The sequence below is a fragment of the Ligilactobacillus animalis KCTC 3501 = DSM 20602 genome, assembly GCF_001434535.1.
Classification (GTDB): domain Bacteria; phylum Bacillota; class Bacilli; order Lactobacillales; family Lactobacillaceae; genus Ligilactobacillus; species Ligilactobacillus animalis.
In genome coordinates this window covers 49,513-67,309 of the sequence record NZ_AYYW01000002.1, presented here as the reverse complement: position 1 = coordinate 67,309, position 17,797 = coordinate 49,513, and the positions used below count along the sequence as shown (strand labels likewise).

Genomic DNA, 17,797 nt, shown 5'->3' with positions numbered 1-17,797 from the left:
AATTTGAATAACTTGAGCAGTAATTTGATCATGCCTGGTCAAGTTTTGAAGGTCTCTGGTAAAACAGTTTCTAACAAGCCAAGTACAAATACTGCTCAAAATTCAAATCAAAATCAAGCAAATGGTAATGGAACGTATACGGTCAAGGCGGGTGATTCCTTGTGGGCGATCGCTAATTCACATAAAATGACGTTAAATGACTTAAAACAAGTCAATAACTTATCAAGTGATCTGATCTATGTTGGCCAGACGCTTAAAGTAACTAAAGGTGCAGTTACAACGGCTAATAAGACAAACGCCCAAAGTAGTCCAAAGAAAACATATACAGTCAAAGCGGGTGACTCACTTTGGCGGATCGCTTCCAATAATGGTACGACGGTAAATCAATTGAAAGCCTTGAATAATTTGACCTCAGACATGATCTATGTCGGACAAAATTTGAAATTAAAATAATTTTCTCTTGAATTAGTCGAGCGGTTTTGCTAAGATGAAGTAAATATTTGAACGCAGATAAGGAGTATTAGGAAGAACTGAACTATTTTCAGAGAGTATACGGTTGCTGTGAGTATACAAGTTGGTTTTTCTGAACTCGCCTTTGAGTTTTTCACCGAAGTTAGTAAGTGAAAACGGTCCTTCCCGTTACGAAGTTAAGTGTCAACTTAGTGTTGGAATATGGGTGGTACCGCGGTTTTTCGTCCTATATGGAGTTTATAACTCTATATAGGACTTTTTTATTTTCTAGAAAGGAACTATGGATAGATGAGCTATAATCATAAAGAGATCGAAAAAAAATGGCAACGTTATTGGGATGAACATAAGACGTTCAAGACAACTGAGGATAAGGATAAAAAGAATTACTATGCTTTAGATATGTTTCCTTACCCATCGGGACAAGGGCTACATGTAGGCCATCCAGAAGGGTATACGGCAACTGACATCATTTCACGTATGAAACGGATGCAAGGCTATAATGTTTTACATCCAATGGGGTGGGATGCTTTTGGTTTACCAGCGGAACAATATGCGTTGAATACAGGTAATTCGCCACGTGAATTTACTAAGAAAAATATTAACAATTTTAGACGTCAAATCAAATCATTGGGTCTTTCTTACGATTGGGATCGCGAAGTAAATACGACCGATTCGGCTTATTATAAATGGACACAATGGATCTTTGAACAACTTTACAAACGTGGTCTAGCTTATGAAGCTGAGATCCCAGTTAACTGGAGTCCAGATCTAGGGACTGTAGTGGCTAATGAAGAAGTTATCGACGGTAAGACCGAACGGGGTGGCTTCCCAGTTATCCGTAAACCAATGCGTCAATGGGTCCTAAAGATCACGGCTTATGCGGATCGTTTGATCGATGATCTAGAAGATCTTGATTGGCCTGAAGCGATTAAAGAACAACAACGCAACTGGATCGGACGCTCAGTTGGTGCTACGATCGATTTTAAAGTTGATGGTCAAGATGAACAATTAGAAGTATTTACTACACGTCCAGATACTTTATTTGGTGCTTCAGCGATCACGATCGCACCTGAACATGAACTGGTAGCTAGTTTAACGACACCAGAACAAAAAGCAGCTGTTGAAGCTTACGTTGAAGAAATCTCACACAAGTCTGATCTTGAAAGAACAGATCTAGCTAAAGAAAAAACTGGGGTCTTTACCGGAAGTTATGCGATCAATCCAGTAAATGGTGAAAAATTACCGATCTGGTTAGCTGATTATGTCTTGGCTTCATATGGTACCGGAGCGGTTATGGTCTCGGCTGCCCATGATCCGCGTGATTGGGAATTTGCAAAGAAATATGATTTGCCGATCATCCCAGTCATTGCTGGGGGAGATGTTGAAAAAGAAGTTTACACCGGTGAGGGTGAATATATCAACTCCGATTTCTTGAATGGTTTGACCAAAGAAGAAGCGATCGGGACGATGATCAACTGGTTGAAAGAACACGGTGTGGGTGATAAGAAAGTAAATTACCGCTTACGTGATTGGACTTTCTCACGTCAACGCTACTGGGGCGAACCGATCCCTGTGATCCACTGGGAAGATGGCGAAACAACTTTAGTTCCAGAAGATGAATTACCACTTCTTTTACCTAAGTCAAATGACATCAAGCCTTCAGGTACAGGTGAAAGTCCATTGGCTAACCTCGAAGATTGGGTCAATGTAGTCGATGAAAATGGACGTAAAGGGAAACGCGAAACTAACACAATGCCACAATGGGCTGGTAGTTCATGGTACTTCTTGCGTTATATTGATCCACACAACAATGAAATGATCGCTGATCCTGAAAAATTAAAGGCTTGGTTACCAGTAGATCTTTACGTTGGTGGGGCTGAACATGCAGTCTTGCACTTATTATATGCTCGTTTCTGGCACAAATTCTTATATGATCTAGGCGTTGTCCCAACTAAAGAACCATTCCAAAAATTGGTCAACCAAGGGATGATCTTAGGTAACAACCATGAAAAAATGTCTAAATCTAAGGGTAATGTGGTCAACCCGGATGATATCGTTGAGCAATACGGCGCCGATACATTACGTTTATACGAAATGTTCATGGGACCACTTGATGCTTCGATTGCTTGGAGCGAAGATGGCTTGAATGGGGCTAATAAGTTCATCAATCGTGTTTGGAACTTGCTGATCGATGAAAATGGTCAATTACGCGACCGGATCACAACGATCAACGAAGGTAATTTGGATTTGATTTACAATCAAACAGTCAAGAAAGTTACTGAAGACTACGAAAAATTGCATTTCAACACTGCAATTTCACAATTGATGGTCTTAGTCAATGAATTCTACAAGGCTGATTCCTTACCACTAGAATACGTTGAAGGCTTAGTCAAATTGATCTCGCCGATCACACCGCATATGGCTGAAGAACTTTGGACTTTATTAGGTAATGTTGGAAGTATCGCCTATGCTAAATGGCCAACATATGATGAAAATAAATTAGTCGAAGATACAGTTGAGATCGTTGTCCAAGTTAATGGTAAGATCAAGCAACACTTGAAGGTTTCGCGGACAGCTTCAAAAGAAGAGTTAGAAGAACTTGCTTTGAATGACGAAAAGATCAAGGCTGAGCTTGAAGGTAAGACGATCCGTCGGGTGATCGCAGTACCAGGCAAATTAGTCAATGTAGTTGCTAACTAATAGTAAATAAAGAAATGAGATCCAGTGGGGGTCTCATTTCTTTATTTTTTAACAGACGAAAATTAAAATGTGTTTGATTTTTTGAAAGAAATTTGCGAAATCAAAGTAAATTGGATAGAATAGAACGTAAACATATTTATAAAAAGGAACATTAATATCTCAGAAAGGATTTTAATAGCATGAAAAACGAACTATCTCGTGCATTGACGCACCGCCATGTACAGATGATCGCGATCGGCGGTGCCATAGGAACGGGGCTTTTCTTAGGATCTGGGAGTGCGATCCAAAAAGCAGGGCCTGCGATCATTCTCGCTTATTTGGTTGCAGGGATCTTTTGCTTTTTGATGATGCGTGCGATCGGGGAATTGATCTTATCTGATACCTCTAAAGCATCATTTATTGAATTTGTACGCCAATATCTCGGTGAAAAGTGGGAATTTGTTGTTGGTTGGACTTATTGGCTATGTTGGGAAAGTTTAGCTATGGCCGATCTGACCGCCAGTGGGATCTACATTCGCTACTGGTTCCCTAATATTCCCCAATGGGTGACGGCTTTAGCGATCATTTTGATCTTGTTAGCCTTTAATTTACTGAGTGTGGGAGTTTTTGGCGAATTAGAAGCTTGGTTTTCTAGTATCAAGGTTTTAGCGATCATGGCTTTGATCGCGACGGGGTTGATCTTATTATTGACCTCGGCTAATGTTGGTGGTCATCAAGTACAATTGAGTAACTTAGTCGATTACGGTGGCCTTTTTCCAAAAGGATTTTCCGGGTTATTAGCTGCTTTTCCGATGGTCATCTTTGCCTTTACAGGGATCGAAATGGTCGGTTTGACTTCGGGTGAAACGGCTGATCCTAAAAAAGATCTTCCACGGGCGATCAACACGTTACCGATGCGGATCGGTCTCTTTTATGTCGGTTCGATGTTTGTCTTGATGTGCATCTATCCTTGGAACGAGATCGCAACGACTTCAAGTCCATTTGTCCAAGTCTTTTCTGGGATCGGGATCAAGATGGCTGCAGCTGTGATCAATTTTGTGGTTCTGACTGCGGCACTATCAGCATGTAATAGTGCGATCTTTAGTACGAGTCGGACGCTGTTTGTTTTGGCCAATAGCGGACAAGCACCAAAGAAGATGGCTAAGATCAGTAATCGCAGTGTACCGGTCGGATCTTTAGTCTTTTCTTCGTCGGTCCTCTTTATTATCGTGATCTTGAACTATATTTTACCAAGTAGCATCTTTGAGATCATCTCAGGGGTGGCTACGGTCAGCTTTATCTTTGTTTGGATCATTTTAGTTTGGTGCCACTATAAGTATCGGCAACAAAATAAAACCGCTAAAAGTATTTTTCCGATGCCACTTTATCCTTGGACTAACTTCTTAACGATCGCCTTTTTTGTGATCGTCTTAGGACTATTGGCAACGAGTACAAGTACTTTGATCTCGATCATTTTTGCGTTGGTCTGGTTTAGTTTATTGTTCATCCTTTCAGGAAAACTCAAAACCACTAAAGAAAATAATTAAGCACAAACACCTTAGAGTTCAGACTCTGAGGTGTTTTTAAGTTGAAAATCTTTTTTAGTACTATATTTTTTGCTAGAATCTATACTGAAACAGTAGAAAGGAATATATGCTATGAAAGAACAAACGATGAAAGAAAAAATGCTTCGTGGTTCGGCGTGGATGACAGCTGGGAGTATCATTTCCCGCATCTTAGGTGCGCTCTACATCATTCCCTGGTATAGCTGGTTTGGAAGTGACAAACTGCAGGCAAATGCCCTGTATACAAAGGGGTATACTGTTTATAGTATTTTTTTGATGATCGCGATCTCGGGTATCCCTTCAGCTGTTGCTAAACAAGTTGCACATTATAATTCTAAAAATGAATATGGCGTTTCAAAAAGATTATTTAAGACAAGTTTAGTAGCTTTGTTCATCTTAGGGGCAGTCTGTACGCTGGTCTTTTGGTTGATCGCACCTTGGATCTCACAAGGTGATCCAAGGATGGTCTCAATCTATCGTTCCTTGGCCTTAGCTTTATTGATCATTCCGTCGATGAGTCTTTTGCGCGGATATTTTCAGGGCTTTCAGGATATGGCACCATCTGCTTTATCGCAATTGATCGAACAATTTTTGCGAATAATCTATATATTGTTAGCGACCTATATCACGATCAAAGTTATGGGGTTACCATTTGAAGCCGGCGTTTGGCAGTCGACTTTTGCAGCTTTTATCGGCGCTGTAGGTGGAACTCTATTGTTAGTGGGATATTATCTCAAGCATAAAAAAAGATTAGATAAGCTAGTATCTCAGAGTAACGATCAGCTCAAAATAACCAATGCGACCTTATTAAAAGAGGTCTTATATCAGGCTTTACCCTTTATTTTTATTGCATGTGCGATGTCGATGTTTAATTTGGTCGATCAGTTTACCTTCCCTGTGATCATGCAACAAGCAGGTGCGTATAATATGGCTCAGATCAATGCCTTATATGCTCTATTTGCGGGGAATGCCAATAAGCTGATCATGATCGTGGTGGCACTATCGACTGCAATGGCAACGACAGCGATCCCACTTTTAAGTGAAGCTGTTGCTAAATGCGATAGTACTTTGATGAAAAAACAACTATTAGAATCTCTAGAGTTGTTGTTTTTTGTGATGTTACCAGCTGTCTTTGGTATGGCTGCAGTCAGTCGTCCGCTTTATCTAGTATTCTACGGTTATGAGGCAACGGGGATCTTTGTTTTAGCGATCTCAGCGTATGTGGCGTTAGCAATGGGACTATTCAATGTTTTAGGTTCATTATTGCAAGGGATCTATGAAAATAAACAAGCTATCAAATATACCGCTTGGGGGCTAGGGCTAAAATTAGTCCTGCAATATCCATTGACTCTTTGGTTGGGTGTTTTTGGACCACTTTTAGCGACAGGGATCGCGATGAGTTGGGCCAGCTATTTAATGCTGCGCTTTTTATATTTGAAATATAATTTACCGACAGGACAGTTACAAGTTAATGTCAATAAGATGTTCATGGTAGCATTACTGATGTTTGGTGTGACTTTACTGTTTGTAGGTGGTTATTATATGATATTTCCCGGGAATAGTCGCTGGTCAGCTTTGGTGAGTTTGAGCTTAGCTGCTGGGGTCGGGGGATACTTATATTTATTAGCGTGTTTTAAACTCGGTCTAGTACAACGAATCTTAGGCACAAAGGTGACAAGTAAATTACAAAAGATATTTAGGTGGAAATAAGATGAGATTAGATAAATATTTAGCGACGGTGGGTCTGGGAACACGCTCTGAAGTAAAAAAATTATTACGCAAAAAAAGTGTCAGTGTTGACGGTGCGGTCATCACTGACGGAAAATTTCAACTTGATCCTGCTATTTCCCAGGTTATGGTAGGACAAAAAGTACTGACGTATCAAAATTATTATTACTATATGCTAAATAAACCAAAAGGGGTTGTTTCAGCAACAACAGATCGGGTCGAGAAAACAGTTTTAGATCTGTTGGTCGAACCTGCAAGTAACCAAAAACTTTTCCCAGTGGGGCGTTTAGATAAAGACACGACGGGATTGTTGCTTTTGACAAATGATGGGGCCTTGAGTCATGAATTACTGAGTCCCAAAAAGCACGTGGCTAAAACTTATGTTGCCCAGATCGCAGGAATAGTAACACCAGCAACTTGTGTGACCTTTGCTAGTTCGATGACGTTAAAAAATGGCGAAAAAACTAAGCCCGCCAAATTGAAGATCTTGACTGTTGATGAAGCACATGAGCGGTCTAAGGTCGAGATCACGATCACGGAAGGTAAATATCATCAAGTGAAACGGATGTTTGCAGCGGCAGGGATGAAAGTCTTGGAGCTAGAACGTCTTCAAATGGGGAGTTTAAAACTCGATCCCACTCTAAAACGGGGAGATTACCGTCCCTTAAGCGAGCAGGAACTAGCTAAATTGCGCCATGAAAGCTTGTAGATGTTCAATGATATCGGTCGGTAAAACAACATATTTACTTTGCGAGAGGTCACTGGCAACGGCACTGTGTAAATAAACGGCAGCATCTAAAACGTCAGCTGGAGCTAGTGTTTTGAATTGCCCCATAAAAGCAGCAATGATCCCCGTTAAAGTATCGCCCATCCCACCAGTCGCCATGTAGGGACCGCCGATGGGTAACCGACTGATCGTACCATCTTGGTGATAGATCTCAGTGTGATATTTTTTTAAAACGACGTGAGCAGCTAGCCTTTGTTGGGCACTTTGATTGGCCTGAGGCAGTTGTTCTGCGATCGCTAGTCCAGATAAACGAGCCCATTCGGCCTGATGTGGGGTGTAGATCACCTGACATGTTGGGTGTAAGGGCTCGTTTTGTTGTGCAAGTAGTGTGATCGCTGATCCATCAATGATCAAAGTTGCGGTTGGGCTTACGGTTGATAAGGTAATTTTCAATATCTGTCTTGCAAGTTGATCGAGGCCTAGACCAGGGCCAATAACGATCGTATCAGCTTGCTTTATAGCTTGAGTCAAGGTCTCAAAATCACTGTGATCAACGACCATTGCTTCGGGTAAGCGAGCATGAAGTGCAAAAAAATTTGAACTATCTGTGGCACATGTGACAAGACCGGCACCGGCATGGACAGCAGCGCTAGCCGACATGATTGCAGCCCCACCCATATTTTTATTTCCGCCGATGATCAAGATCTTACCGAAATTTCCTTTGTGACTTTGCTTAGGCCGTGGCTTGATGACTTGTTTTAGACAAACCGTGGTCAAATTTTTCATAGTTTCCATTTGTATCCAACTCCGATCACTCAAGGTATTCTATGTCCAAGTTAAGTCATTTTAGTATATTTTTCAACTGATAAGATAAGTGTTAAGGTGGAAGTTGTTAAAATTTATGCTAAAATAGGGGAGAGATCGAATCTAAATAAGAGGTGGATTTTTATGACAATCGATTGGAAAGAAGAAGCCGCTAAACGCAAAGACGATATGTTGGCGGACTTAAAGACCATGCTTCGGATCGAAAGTGTACGTGATGAAGCAAAAGGAACTCCTGAAGCTCCACTTGGACCTGGTCCTAAGGAAGCTTTAGACAAATTTTTAGAAATTGGTCAACGTGATGGCTTTGAAACACTTGAATTAGATGGCTTAGCTGGACACATTGAATATGGTGATGGTCCTGAAACGTTAGGGATGCTAGCTCACGTAGATGTTATGCCAGCTGGTAACGGTTGGAATACTGATCCATTTGAACCTGTTGAAAAAGATGGCCGTTTATACGCACGTGGGGCTTCAGATGATAAGGGCCCAAGTATGGCTGCATACTACGGTTTAAAGATCGTTAAGGAACTTGGTTTGCCAGTTTCGAAAAAGGTACGTTTTATCTTAGGAACTGACGAAGAAAGCCAATGGCGTGGTATGACGCACTACTTTGAAAAAATGCCACAACCTGATTTTGGCTTTTCACCTGATGCCTTTTTCCCAATTATCAATGGTGAAAAGGGTAATGTTAGCTTTGTCGCTGATTTTGCTGGAACCAATGGTGGTAAAGTTGAATTAGTTAGCTTCGAAGCTGGTTTACGTGAAAACATGGTACCACGTGATGCTGAAGTTTACTTGAAAGCCGAAGACTCAAAGGCTATTTTGAGTGCTTTTGATGAATTTGTAGCCCAAAATCCTATTACAGGGACAGCTTACTTGAAAGAAGGCAAGGTCTACTTGCATATTATTGGTAAAGCAGCCCATGCCCAAGAACCACGTAATGGTGAAAATGCAGCTACTTATATGGCTACTTTCTTGCAACAATTTGATTTTGGTGGTGCAGCAGCTAACTTTATCAAGTTCACGGCTGACTACTTGCATCAAGATTCACGGATGGAAGCTTTTGGTGTTGCTTATACCGATGAGATCATGGGTGATTTAACGATGAACTCAGGGATCTACAATTTTGAAGCGGGCAAAGGTGGACAGATCACCCTTAATTTCCGTTTCCCTAAAGGTACAGATGAAAAAGATATCGAAGCTGGTTTGCAAAAAGCTGCCCAACCATTAGATATCGAAGTAAAACGTAGTGGTAAATTACAAGTGCCACATTACGTTTCCCCTGAAGATCCATTGGTCAAGACTTTGCTTAATGTTTACCAAGAACAAACAGGTGAACAAGCTGAAGGTAAAGTTGTCGGTGGTGGCACATACGGCCGTTTGATGGAACGTGGGGTCGCTTTTGGCGCGATGTTCCCAGGTGTACCCGATACAATGCATCAAGCAAACGAATTTATGCCGATCGATGACCTTGTGAAGGCAGCAGCGATCTATGCGCAATCGATCTATGAGTTGATCAAATAAGAATAGTTTTAGTAAAAGACTGTCGGATGGCAGTCTTTTTTTGATAATTTCAAAAAAAGGGCGTAAAATGAAGTTAGAGTAACATTAGCCTAGCGGAGTAAGTAACAGTTAGAAAGTTCAAAATGTGAAGCTGGGATTACTTGAGATAAGGACCGCGGGCCATGTTTGCGGTAATTATAGAAGGGAAAAACTATATTTCTTTCGCAAGTATGAACGATGTACTTGTTTGCATTTTATATAGCAGGGATTTAAGATGAAGAAAGGTTTTTTGGAAAAGAATTCAGCCCAAAGCGATGAGAAAACAACACTATTTAAAGTTTTAAGTCGGCGTGAAGATCTTTTTTTGCGAGTTGATAACAGCTTGTTGCCTAAATTAGACGATGATGCCAAGCTAAAAAAGATGCTTGATACTTTATTACGCAAGCGGTCTAAGGCAAATCGGCGCGAGATCATAAATATCACTCAGCATAATTACCGAATCTTTCTTTAATGATCAATGAGGTGAAGCAATTGTTTTTAACTACAGGTGAAGTCAAGCAAGCTTACACGATCAAAGGGATCGTAAATGCGACCGTCAAGAAAACTTTGACAGCAGAACAACTTGATGAAGTTGATAATTTCGATGAGCTCTATCGGCAAGTTCAAGATATTTTGATCGAACGCGCAGTCGCTAAAGACGGTGACGGGATCATTGGTGTTAGTTTTGAGCCCCAGATCGTCCGCGTTTCAGTGGGGCCTAAATATTTGATGTTGCATGGTTACGGAACTGTGATCAGTTTAAACTAGGTTGCTTGACTATTTGGGTTTTTAGTGTAAAATAGTAGAAGTTAATGCCACTATGGCGGAATTGGCAGACGCGCAACGTTCAGGTCGTTGTTTGGTTTATCCAAGTACAGGTTCGACTCCTGCTAGTGGCATAAGACTTTACCGTTCTTGTAGACTTGTAGGCCAGTGTTTACTGGCTTACAGGTCTTTTTTTAGCTTACATGTGTCGCTCAGGACAATTAACAGAAAAAATGCTATAATCTAAGTGTAGTTAAACATTTAAATAACCAGTTGGGAGTGGAGAATTATGGAATTGATCAAACAAGAATACCGCAACATTTTAGTGCCAGTTGATGGTTCCAAAACAGCTGAAAAAGCTTTAGAGCGTGCAACTGAGATCGCGTTACGAAATAAAGCACACTTAGATATTTTAAATGTGATCGATCTCAAGCAATTTTCCGTTAGCTTTGGTGGGATGGTCGACGCTAATGGTGATGCAGTCTACCAAGCATTTGAAGATGTTGAAGGCTATTTGAATACCTTAGTTGAACGTGTAAAAAAACAGGGGCTAGAAGATGTAACGGCTCACGCACGTTTTGGATCGCCACGGGCCGTGATCGCGCGCGAATTTCCTGATGACCATGAAAATGATCTCATCATCATGGGACCAACTGGCTTAAATCCAGTCGAACGGTTATTAGTTGGGGCGGTAACTGACTATGTTACTCGTGTCGCTAAGTGTGATGTTATCATTGCACGTTAAGAATTAATCTATTTTCAGAGAAAGGTCAAGAATGCAAATCAATACTATTTCACTTGTGATCTATGCAGCACTGATCGTTTTATCGGCGTATAATTTACGCTTAGCTTGGCGTTTATCTAAATTACAGACTTCGGCCTTGTTGCGCCGACCAGAAGATATTTTGCCTGATGAAAGTGCGCGCTTGCAAGCGATCAATCAAGACAAGAAGAAATGGAATATTTTAGGGCGAGTCTTTTTTTGGGTGGCGTTGTTAGTTGCTTTTGTCGGTGAGATGGAAGAATTAGCGTTCTTTCTCAGTTTATATTCTATCTGCAATATCGTTGTATTGCGTGGAAATATTGCAACCCTAAATATTTTAGTAGCTAAATAATAAGTTTGTATGTGAGGCAGAGAAAATCAAACGATACAGTATGATATTATTAGATGGACTAGCGGCTGTGATCGTCTTATTGGCGTTATGTCGTTTAGTGCCTGACCAAGCTTGGCGGTCAGTATTGTATTACTATACGATCAGTAATTATTTGATGTTATTTCCATATAACCGACGCCAACAACTACTAACGAAACAAAGTAAGGTAGTCGTTGAAGAGAGTGGCCCATTGCGCCGTTCTAAACCCAAGACAAAGCGTCAGATCGATAGTGAACTTTTAACTAATTTAGTAAAATCATTTGCGAAAATTTGTTTAGAGATAATTATAGCTCCGTACTATTTTATGGGCTATTACTTTAAGACTGAAAAATAGTGACTTCGATGAGTGAAGTCACTATTTTTTTAGGCTTTATTAAATTAATTTACTATTAATGACTAGTAGAAGAAGAGATCGAAAAGGAGAAAATGCTGGTAGAGATTCAGAAGAGATATGAAAATATAATGAAATTTATTTAATTTTTCGTATTGACTAATCTCTAAATGCTTTGCTATAATCTGTTTATTCTAATGTAAACTTTCAGAAAAAATTTATATAGGGGGATTTTCTATGGGTAAACTGTGGAAAAAAATGACGCATAAAAAAGATCCGAAAGAGTATCAAAAAAAGGATGCCCATCTACTTCAAGTTTTAGGTGTTAAGGACTTTTTAGCGTTAGGTGTAGGGACGATCGTATCGACCTCAATTTTCACACTTCCAGGGATCGTGGCAGCACAACATGCGGGTCCTGCCGTTGTTTTATCCTTTTTAGCAGCAGCAGTTGTTGCAGGGCTAGTTGCCTTTGCATATGCTGAAATGTCTTCGGCTTTACCATTTGCTGGTTCAGCTTACTCTTGGATAAACGTTGTCTTTGGTGAAGGCTTTGGCTGGATAGCTGGTTGGGCTTTGCTAGCTGAATACTTTATCGCAGTCGCCTTTGTTGCTTCGGGACTTTCAGCCAATTTACAAGGTCTTTTGGAACCACTAGGCTTTAAATTACCAGTGCAGTTATCCGCAGCTTTTGGAACTAATGGTGGTGTAGTTGATATTTTGGCGATCTTAGTGGTCGTTTTAGTTGCTATTTTACTTTCACGCGGAACATCTGGTGCGGCAGCTGTTGAAAATTTATTGGTTATCTTGAAAGTGGCTGCGATCTTAGTTTTCATCGCTGTTGGTGCAACAGCTATCAAAACAGCTAACTATCATCCATTTATTCCAGCTCACAAAGTCAATGCTGATGGGACTTCGTTTGGTGGTTGGCAAGGGATCTATGCCGGTATTTCATCGATCTTTTTATCATATATCGGTTTTGATTCGATCGCAGCTAATGCGGCCGAAGCTAAGAATCCGTCTAAAACGATGCCACGCGGGATCTTGGGTTCCTTGTTGATCGCGGTCGTGTTATTCTCAGGTGTTTCTTTAGTCTTAGTCGGGATGTTCCATTATTCAAACTATGCTGGTAACGCTGAACCAGTTGGTTGGGCGTTACGCCATGCCGGTTATCCGATCGTTGCGACAGTTGTCCAAGCAATCGCTGTGATCGGGATGTTTACTGCTTTGATCGGGATGACCTTAGCAGGTTCGCGTCTGCTCTATTCATTTGGGCGTGATGGATTATTACCTAAGTGGTTGGGTGAGTTAGATAAGAATAACTTACCAAATCATGCGTTGATCTTACTGTCTGGTGTTGCGATCGTTTTAGGGGCAGTCTTCCCGTTTGCCTTTCTATCACAATTGATCTCAGCTGGAACATTGATCGCCTTCATGTTTGTGACGATCGGGATCTACCGCTTACGTCCCCGTGAAGGTAAAGACTTACCAGTGCCAGGATTTAAGATGCCACTTTATCCGGTCTTACCAGCAGTAGCATTTTTAGGTGCGTTGTTTGTTTTCTTAGGTTTAGATCACATGGCAAAATTTGTTACCGGGATCTGGTTTGTCCTAGGACTTTTAGTTTATATTTTCTATGGAATGAATAATGTAGAAAAACAAAAATAGGTAAGAAAAAATGCGTGAAAATCTTTCACGCATTTTTTGTTTCTAAAAGGGTATCAAGGCAAGACTAAAGTTGTATTTTCAAAGTTTTGCAACCATTTTTTACGCTCGACTCGCTTTTGAAAGGCTTCGAGCGTATTTTTTTCAAGATAAGCCGGTGTAGGGACGATCTTTTCTGAAAATAGATCAGTTAGCCCGTATGGCGCAATGAATTCAAAATCTGTTGCTGGCGAGTGGCAGATCCCAACGGCACTACAGGTTTCGGGGAAAGTTGCGATCACGTCAGCTATCGTATCTTTACCTTGAAAGTCTGGTCTATGAGGATTATTAAGCGAAATATTAGTCAATTCCCACAGATATTTAGAGTGACGCTGATTTAGTTCAGTTTTACGGGTTAGATATTGTTCATAGGACTCATTAGGATCACGGTAATAGATGTCTAAATTTCCAAGCATCAAATTGAATGGTTTTTCTTCGCGTTCAGACCAAACTAGGTCGCGGATACTGCCAGCACAAAGAAAAGCGTCTCCGAGATGCATTTTATCTAAGATCGTAAAAACTTCACGAAATTCAGGTCTTTTCTGGATCAATGTTAACAATTGTTCATCTAATGTCATAGGTAATGCGGCTTCCTTTCAAAGTGTTTCGCATTTTTCTACAATAGCACATCAGTTTGGATTTGGCAAAAAGAAAAAAGCAGTCTTTTTGCTGTTAATTGTCAAGGGATTGAACTAAAATATAAGCGAAGATGTAGCTATATTTTGAAAAGAGGTCTTTACAGATGAAACACTATAAAACGATCTTAGTTGGCCTAGATGGTTCGACTAATTCACTTAGTGCCCTTGAAAAAGCCGGGGAATTGGCACAACTCATGGATGCTAAGTTGGTTTTGGTCACTGTAGTCAAACCAGAACTTCAAGTTGGTTTTGGTGGACCTGGACTTGAGGTCAACACTTTGTCAGCTAAGCAACTTGAAGAAAAACAAGCGCAAGCACAAAAAATGTTGACCGAATATCAAGCAAAGCTACCTGGGCAAGTCAAGCAGCAAGCAGTGGTCGTTCTCGGTGATCCTAAGGTGATGTTGAGCGAAACATTACCGCAGAAGTATCAAGCTGAATTGGTGATCGTTGGTGCAACTGGCTTAAATAAGCTCGATCGTTTTATTTTAGGTTCGACGGCATCGTATGTAGTTCGAAATACCAAGGCAGATACGCTGGTCGTCAATGAATAGTTAAATTTTTTGATTATTACAGACGAAACTTTTTTGTAACGAAATCTTAAAAAAAGATGGTTAACAAATGCATTCAAAAGTGGTAAATTAGTCAAGTCGAGATCAATTTATATTTTTTGGGAGGATTTGTGATGGGCAACAAACTTGATATTTTACATGAGTATCAGTTAGCGGAGCAAAAATGTGCCGAGCTCACCAATGTTTGCGAAAAATTACATGGAACTAAACGTGGTAGCCATCTGGTGGCTGTATATGATGCTAAGCTAAAAGATACAAAAGACCGCCGAGATCATTTAGGTGTGATCTTAAAAGCGATGGATGCTGCAGAAGATTAGAATTTGAAAAACAATTACGGGAAGTGATACGTCGCTTCCTGTTTTTTTTAGCATCTGACAGCATGGTGCAAAATGTAGCTTAAAATGATAAAATTAACAAGAGAATCAGTTTAGTAAGTGGGTGGAGCGGGCCCATTTTTTAGTTTAGAAAGGATTTTTGGATAGATGCCACAAAAGACAAAAAAGACGCCAATGATGGAACAGTATTTGGCGGTCAAAAAACAGTATCCCGACGCCTTTTTATTTTATCGTTTAGGGGATTTCTATGAAATGTTTTACGACGATGCGGTCAAGGGAGCTCAGATCCTTGAGTTGACTTTGACGACGCGCAATAAAAATGCGGTCGATCCGATCCCGATGTGTGGTGTACCGCATCATGCTGCACAAAATTACATTGATATTTTAGTTGACCAGGGCTATAAGGTAGCGATCTGTGAACAAGTCGAAGATCCTAAGACAGCTAAGGGAATGGTCAAGCGTGAAGTGGTCCAACTAGTGACACCTGGGACGATCATCGACCAAAATGCAAGTGAAGCTAAAGAAAACAACTACTTAACAGCGCTACACGAAGAAAAGGGACAGTATGGTTTTGCGTATGCTGATCTATCGACGGGGGAGATCAAAGTTGCGACCTTAACAAGTACCGAATCGCTCTTAAATGAATTGATGAGTTTGCAGACTAAAGAAGTCGTGATCGATGATTCACTCAGTCAGCCAACGCAAACATTATTAGAACAGTTGAAAGTTTTGACGTCAACTCAGCCAGAAGTGACACCAAGTGCAGAAGTTTCGTATGTAAGTCAAGACCTCCAACAGACTTTAGAAAAGCAAACGGTCAAGCAATTGCTAGCATATTTGACGACAACGCAAAAACGCTTTTTAGCCCATCTACAAAAAGCTGTCCACTATGAACCATCCCACTATTTGAAATTAGATCACAATGCCCAACGTAATTTAGAATTATTGAAAAATTTACGGACACATAAAAAATCCGGGACCTTACTTTGGCTGTTAGATGAGACTAAAACAGCCATGGGAGCGCGTTTATTGAAACAATGGATCGGGCGCCCATTATTAGATCTCAAACAGATCGAGCAACGCCAAGCGATCGTGGAAGATCTATTAGATAATTATTTTGAACGCTCTGGGATCATTGAACAATTGACCCAAGTTTATGATCTTGAGCGTTTAGCCGGGCGCGTAGCATTTGGCAATGTCAATGGTCGCGATTTAGTCCAGTTGCGGACCTCACTCGCTCATATTCCGCAGATCCGCTATATTTTAGAACAACTAGATCAAGATATTTATCGTGATTTCTTAGCTGAATTAGATCCAGTCGAAGACGTCGCTGATCTGATCGAACAGGCGATCGTCGACGAGCCACCACTGTCGATCACTGAAGGTAATTTGATCAGAGCTGGCTATAATTCTCAGTTAGATGAGTACAACGATGCGATGAAAAATGGTAAACAGTGGTTAGCTCAGTTAGAAGCGCGCGAACGTCAAGTAACAGGGATCTCAAATCTAAAGATCGGTTTCAACCGGGTGTTTGGTTATTATATTGAAGTTTCGAAAGCTAATGTCAAAAAACTTCCGCAAGATCGTTATCAACGAAAACAAACGCTGACAAATGCTGAGCGCTTTATCACGCCTGAATTAAAGGAAAAAGAAGAATTGATCTTAGGTGCGGAGACTAAAGCTTATGAGCTAGAATATCAATTATTCACCCAGATCCGTGACCAGATCAAAGATCAGATCAAACGCCTGCAAAAATTAGCAGCTAAGGTCGCTCAATTAGATGTCTTGCAAAGTTTTGCGACTGTTAGTGAGGATAACCATTTTGTCCGCCCAGTGTTGAGTCAAAATGAGCGAACTTTGGATATCGTTGAAGGTTGGCATCCAGTCGTCGAAAAAGTTTTAGGTAAGCAAAGTTATATTCCAAATGATGTCAAAATGTCTTCGGAGTTGGATATCTTATTGATCACTGGGCCAAATATGTCTGGGAAAAGTACCTATATGCGACAATTGGCACTCAGTGTGATCATGGCGCAGATGGGATGTTTTGTACCAGCTAAACAAGCCAAAATGCCGATCTTTGACCAGATCTTTACCCGGATCGGGGCAGCTGATGATCTGATCTCAGGGGAATCCACTTTCATGGTCGAAATGAAAGAAGCTAATTTAGCTTTAAAACAGGCGACCCCAAATAGCTTGTTGCTCTTTGATGAGTTAGGACGTGGGACGGCTACTTATGATGGAATGGCCTTAGCCCAAGCGATCATCGAGTATGTGCATGATAAAGTCAAAGCTAAGACATTATTTTCGACGCACTATCACGAACTGACTGTCCTCGAACAAGAATTACCACATTTGGCAAACATTCATGTTGGCGCAGTCGAAAAAGACGGTGAATTAGTCTTTTTACACAAGATGCAAGCCGGTCCAGCTGATCGCTCTTATGGGGTCCATGTTGCAAAACTAGCTGGTATGCCCGCAAGTTTATTGACCCGAGCCGATACGATCTTACATCAACTAGAAGGAAAAGAGGCACCTAAGATGACGACCACACTTAAGGAGGTCGCTCCAGTTCAAGTTGAAGCTGATGATAGTGAGGCCCAACTTTCGCTCTTTAGTCCCGAAGTTGTAACAACAAAAGAACCTGTTGGCAAAGAAATGGACGTCTTAAACGAGATCTTGGATCTGAATTTAATGGCAATGACGCCGATGGATGTAATGAATGCAGTCTTTAAGTGGCAAGAAAAATTAAAATAGCAAGGTGAGA

The 17,797-nt window shown here is 40.8% G+C and carries 17 protein-coding genes, 1 tRNA gene and 1 other annotated feature; of the genes, 16 read left to right on the top strand and 2 right to left on the bottom strand.

Going from position 1 to position 17,797, the window contains the following annotated elements:
- The 5 genes from FC30_RS00485 to FC30_RS00465 form a co-directional block, all read left to right on the top strand.
- Window positions 1-453 (top strand): LysM peptidoglycan-binding domain-containing protein (locus FC30_RS00485; protein WP_156400122.1); only part of this gene is annotated, 453 nt, incomplete at its 5' end.
- Window positions 454-498: 45 nt separating this feature from the next.
- Window positions 499-703, top strand: a binding site (T-box leader).
- Between the two features lie 56 nt (window positions 704-759).
- On the top strand, window positions 760-3,171 hold the full coding sequence (leuS, locus tag FC30_RS00480) for a leucine--tRNA ligase (protein WP_010688556.1): 2,412 nt from the start codon (window positions 760-762) through the stop codon (window positions 3,169-3,171).
- Window positions 3,172-3,350: 179 nt separating this feature from the next.
- Window positions 3,351-4,697, top strand: a complete 1,347-nt coding sequence (locus FC30_RS00475) for an amino acid permease (protein ID WP_010688557.1) — start codon at window positions 3,351-3,353, stop codon at window positions 4,695-4,697.
- 111 nt (window positions 4,698-4,808) lie between these two features.
- Complete coding sequence (locus tag FC30_RS00470; protein ID WP_056938449.1) at window positions 4,809-6,425, top strand: putative polysaccharide biosynthesis protein; 1,617 nt, start codon at window positions 4,809-4,811, stop codon at window positions 6,423-6,425.
- A 1-nt stretch (window position 6,426) separates the two neighbouring features.
- The gene (locus tag FC30_RS00465) at window positions 6,427-7,152 is read left to right on the top strand and encodes a pseudouridine synthase (protein ID WP_010688558.1); all 726 of its coding nucleotides are present in this window, start codon (window positions 6,427-6,429) and stop codon (window positions 7,150-7,152) included.
- Here the strand turns inward: FC30_RS00465 and FC30_RS00460 are convergent.
- Window positions 7,123-7,965 (bottom strand): NAD(P)H-hydrate dehydratase, encoded by an 843-nt coding sequence (locus tag FC30_RS00460; RefSeq protein ID WP_010688559.1) that lies wholly within the window; start codon window positions 7,963-7,965, stop codon window positions 7,123-7,125. The two genes, FC30_RS00465 and FC30_RS00460, sit on opposite strands and share 30 nt — an antisense overlap.
- 153 nt (window positions 7,966-8,118) lie before the next feature.
- Between FC30_RS00460 and pepV the strand changes: the two genes are divergently transcribed.
- The 8 genes from pepV (at window position 8,119) to FC30_RS00420 (ending at window position 13,452) form a co-directional block, all read left to right on the top strand.
- Window positions 8,119-9,519, top strand: coding sequence for a dipeptidase PepV (gene pepV / locus FC30_RS00455; protein WP_010688560.1), 1,401 nt, complete (start codon window positions 8,119-8,121; stop codon window positions 9,517-9,519).
- 253 nt (window positions 9,520-9,772) lie between these two features.
- The gene (locus FC30_RS00450; RefSeq protein ID WP_004048435.1) at window positions 9,773-10,009 is read left to right on the top strand and encodes a hypothetical protein; all 237 of its coding nucleotides are present in this window, start codon (window positions 9,773-9,775) and stop codon (window positions 10,007-10,009) included.
- 20 nt (window positions 10,010-10,029) lie between these two features.
- Window positions 10,030-10,305 carry a hypothetical protein gene (locus FC30_RS00445; RefSeq protein ID WP_010688561.1) on the top strand — a complete coding sequence of 92 codons (276 nt, stop codon included), beginning with the start codon at window positions 10,030-10,032 and terminating at the stop codon, window positions 10,303-10,305.
- A gap of 46 nt (window positions 10,306-10,351) precedes the next feature.
- Window positions 10,352-10,436, top strand: a tRNA-Leu gene (locus FC30_RS00440).
- Between the two features lie 155 nt (window positions 10,437-10,591).
- Entirely contained in the window at window positions 10,592-11,047 is a 456-nt protein-coding gene (locus FC30_RS00435; RefSeq protein ID WP_010688562.1) for a universal stress protein, read from the top strand.
- A 31-nt stretch (window positions 11,048-11,078) separates the two neighbouring features.
- On the top strand, window positions 11,079-11,417 hold the full coding sequence (locus FC30_RS00430) for a hypothetical protein (protein WP_010688563.1): 339 nt from the start codon (window positions 11,079-11,081) through the stop codon (window positions 11,415-11,417).
- Between the two features lie 40 nt (window positions 11,418-11,457).
- Complete coding sequence (locus FC30_RS00425; RefSeq protein ID WP_010688564.1) at window positions 11,458-11,790, top strand: hypothetical protein; 333 nt, start codon at window positions 11,458-11,460, stop codon at window positions 11,788-11,790.
- 234 nt (window positions 11,791-12,024) lie between these two features.
- On the top strand, window positions 12,025-13,452 hold the full coding sequence (locus FC30_RS00420; RefSeq protein ID WP_010688565.1) for an APC family permease: 1,428 nt from the start codon (window positions 12,025-12,027) through the stop codon (window positions 13,450-13,452).
- 53 nt (window positions 13,453-13,505) lie between these two features.
- Here FC30_RS00420 and FC30_RS00415 read toward each other — a convergent pair whose 3' ends face one another.
- Complete coding sequence (locus FC30_RS00415; protein WP_010688566.1) at window positions 13,506-14,066, bottom strand: nucleotidyltransferase family protein; 561 nt, start codon at window positions 14,064-14,066, stop codon at window positions 13,506-13,508.
- Window positions 14,067-14,230: 164 nt separating this feature from the next.
- Here FC30_RS00415 and FC30_RS00410 point away from each other — a divergent pair, with 164 nt between their 5' ends.
- From FC30_RS00410 to mutS, 3 genes are all read left to right on the top strand, one after another.
- Complete coding sequence (locus tag FC30_RS00410; protein ID WP_010688567.1) at window positions 14,231-14,680, top strand: universal stress protein; 450 nt, start codon at window positions 14,231-14,233, stop codon at window positions 14,678-14,680.
- A 131-nt stretch (window positions 14,681-14,811) separates the two neighbouring features.
- A complete protein-coding gene (locus FC30_RS00405; RefSeq protein ID WP_010688568.1) occupies window positions 14,812-15,015 on the top strand; it encodes a hypothetical protein in 204 nt (67 codons plus the stop codon).
- Between the two features lie 165 nt (window positions 15,016-15,180).
- On the top strand, window positions 15,181-17,787 hold the full coding sequence (gene mutS, locus FC30_RS00400; protein WP_010688569.1) for a DNA mismatch repair protein MutS: 2,607 nt from the start codon (window positions 15,181-15,183) through the stop codon (window positions 17,785-17,787).
- The last annotated feature ends 10 nt before the right edge of the window (window positions 17,788-17,797 follow it).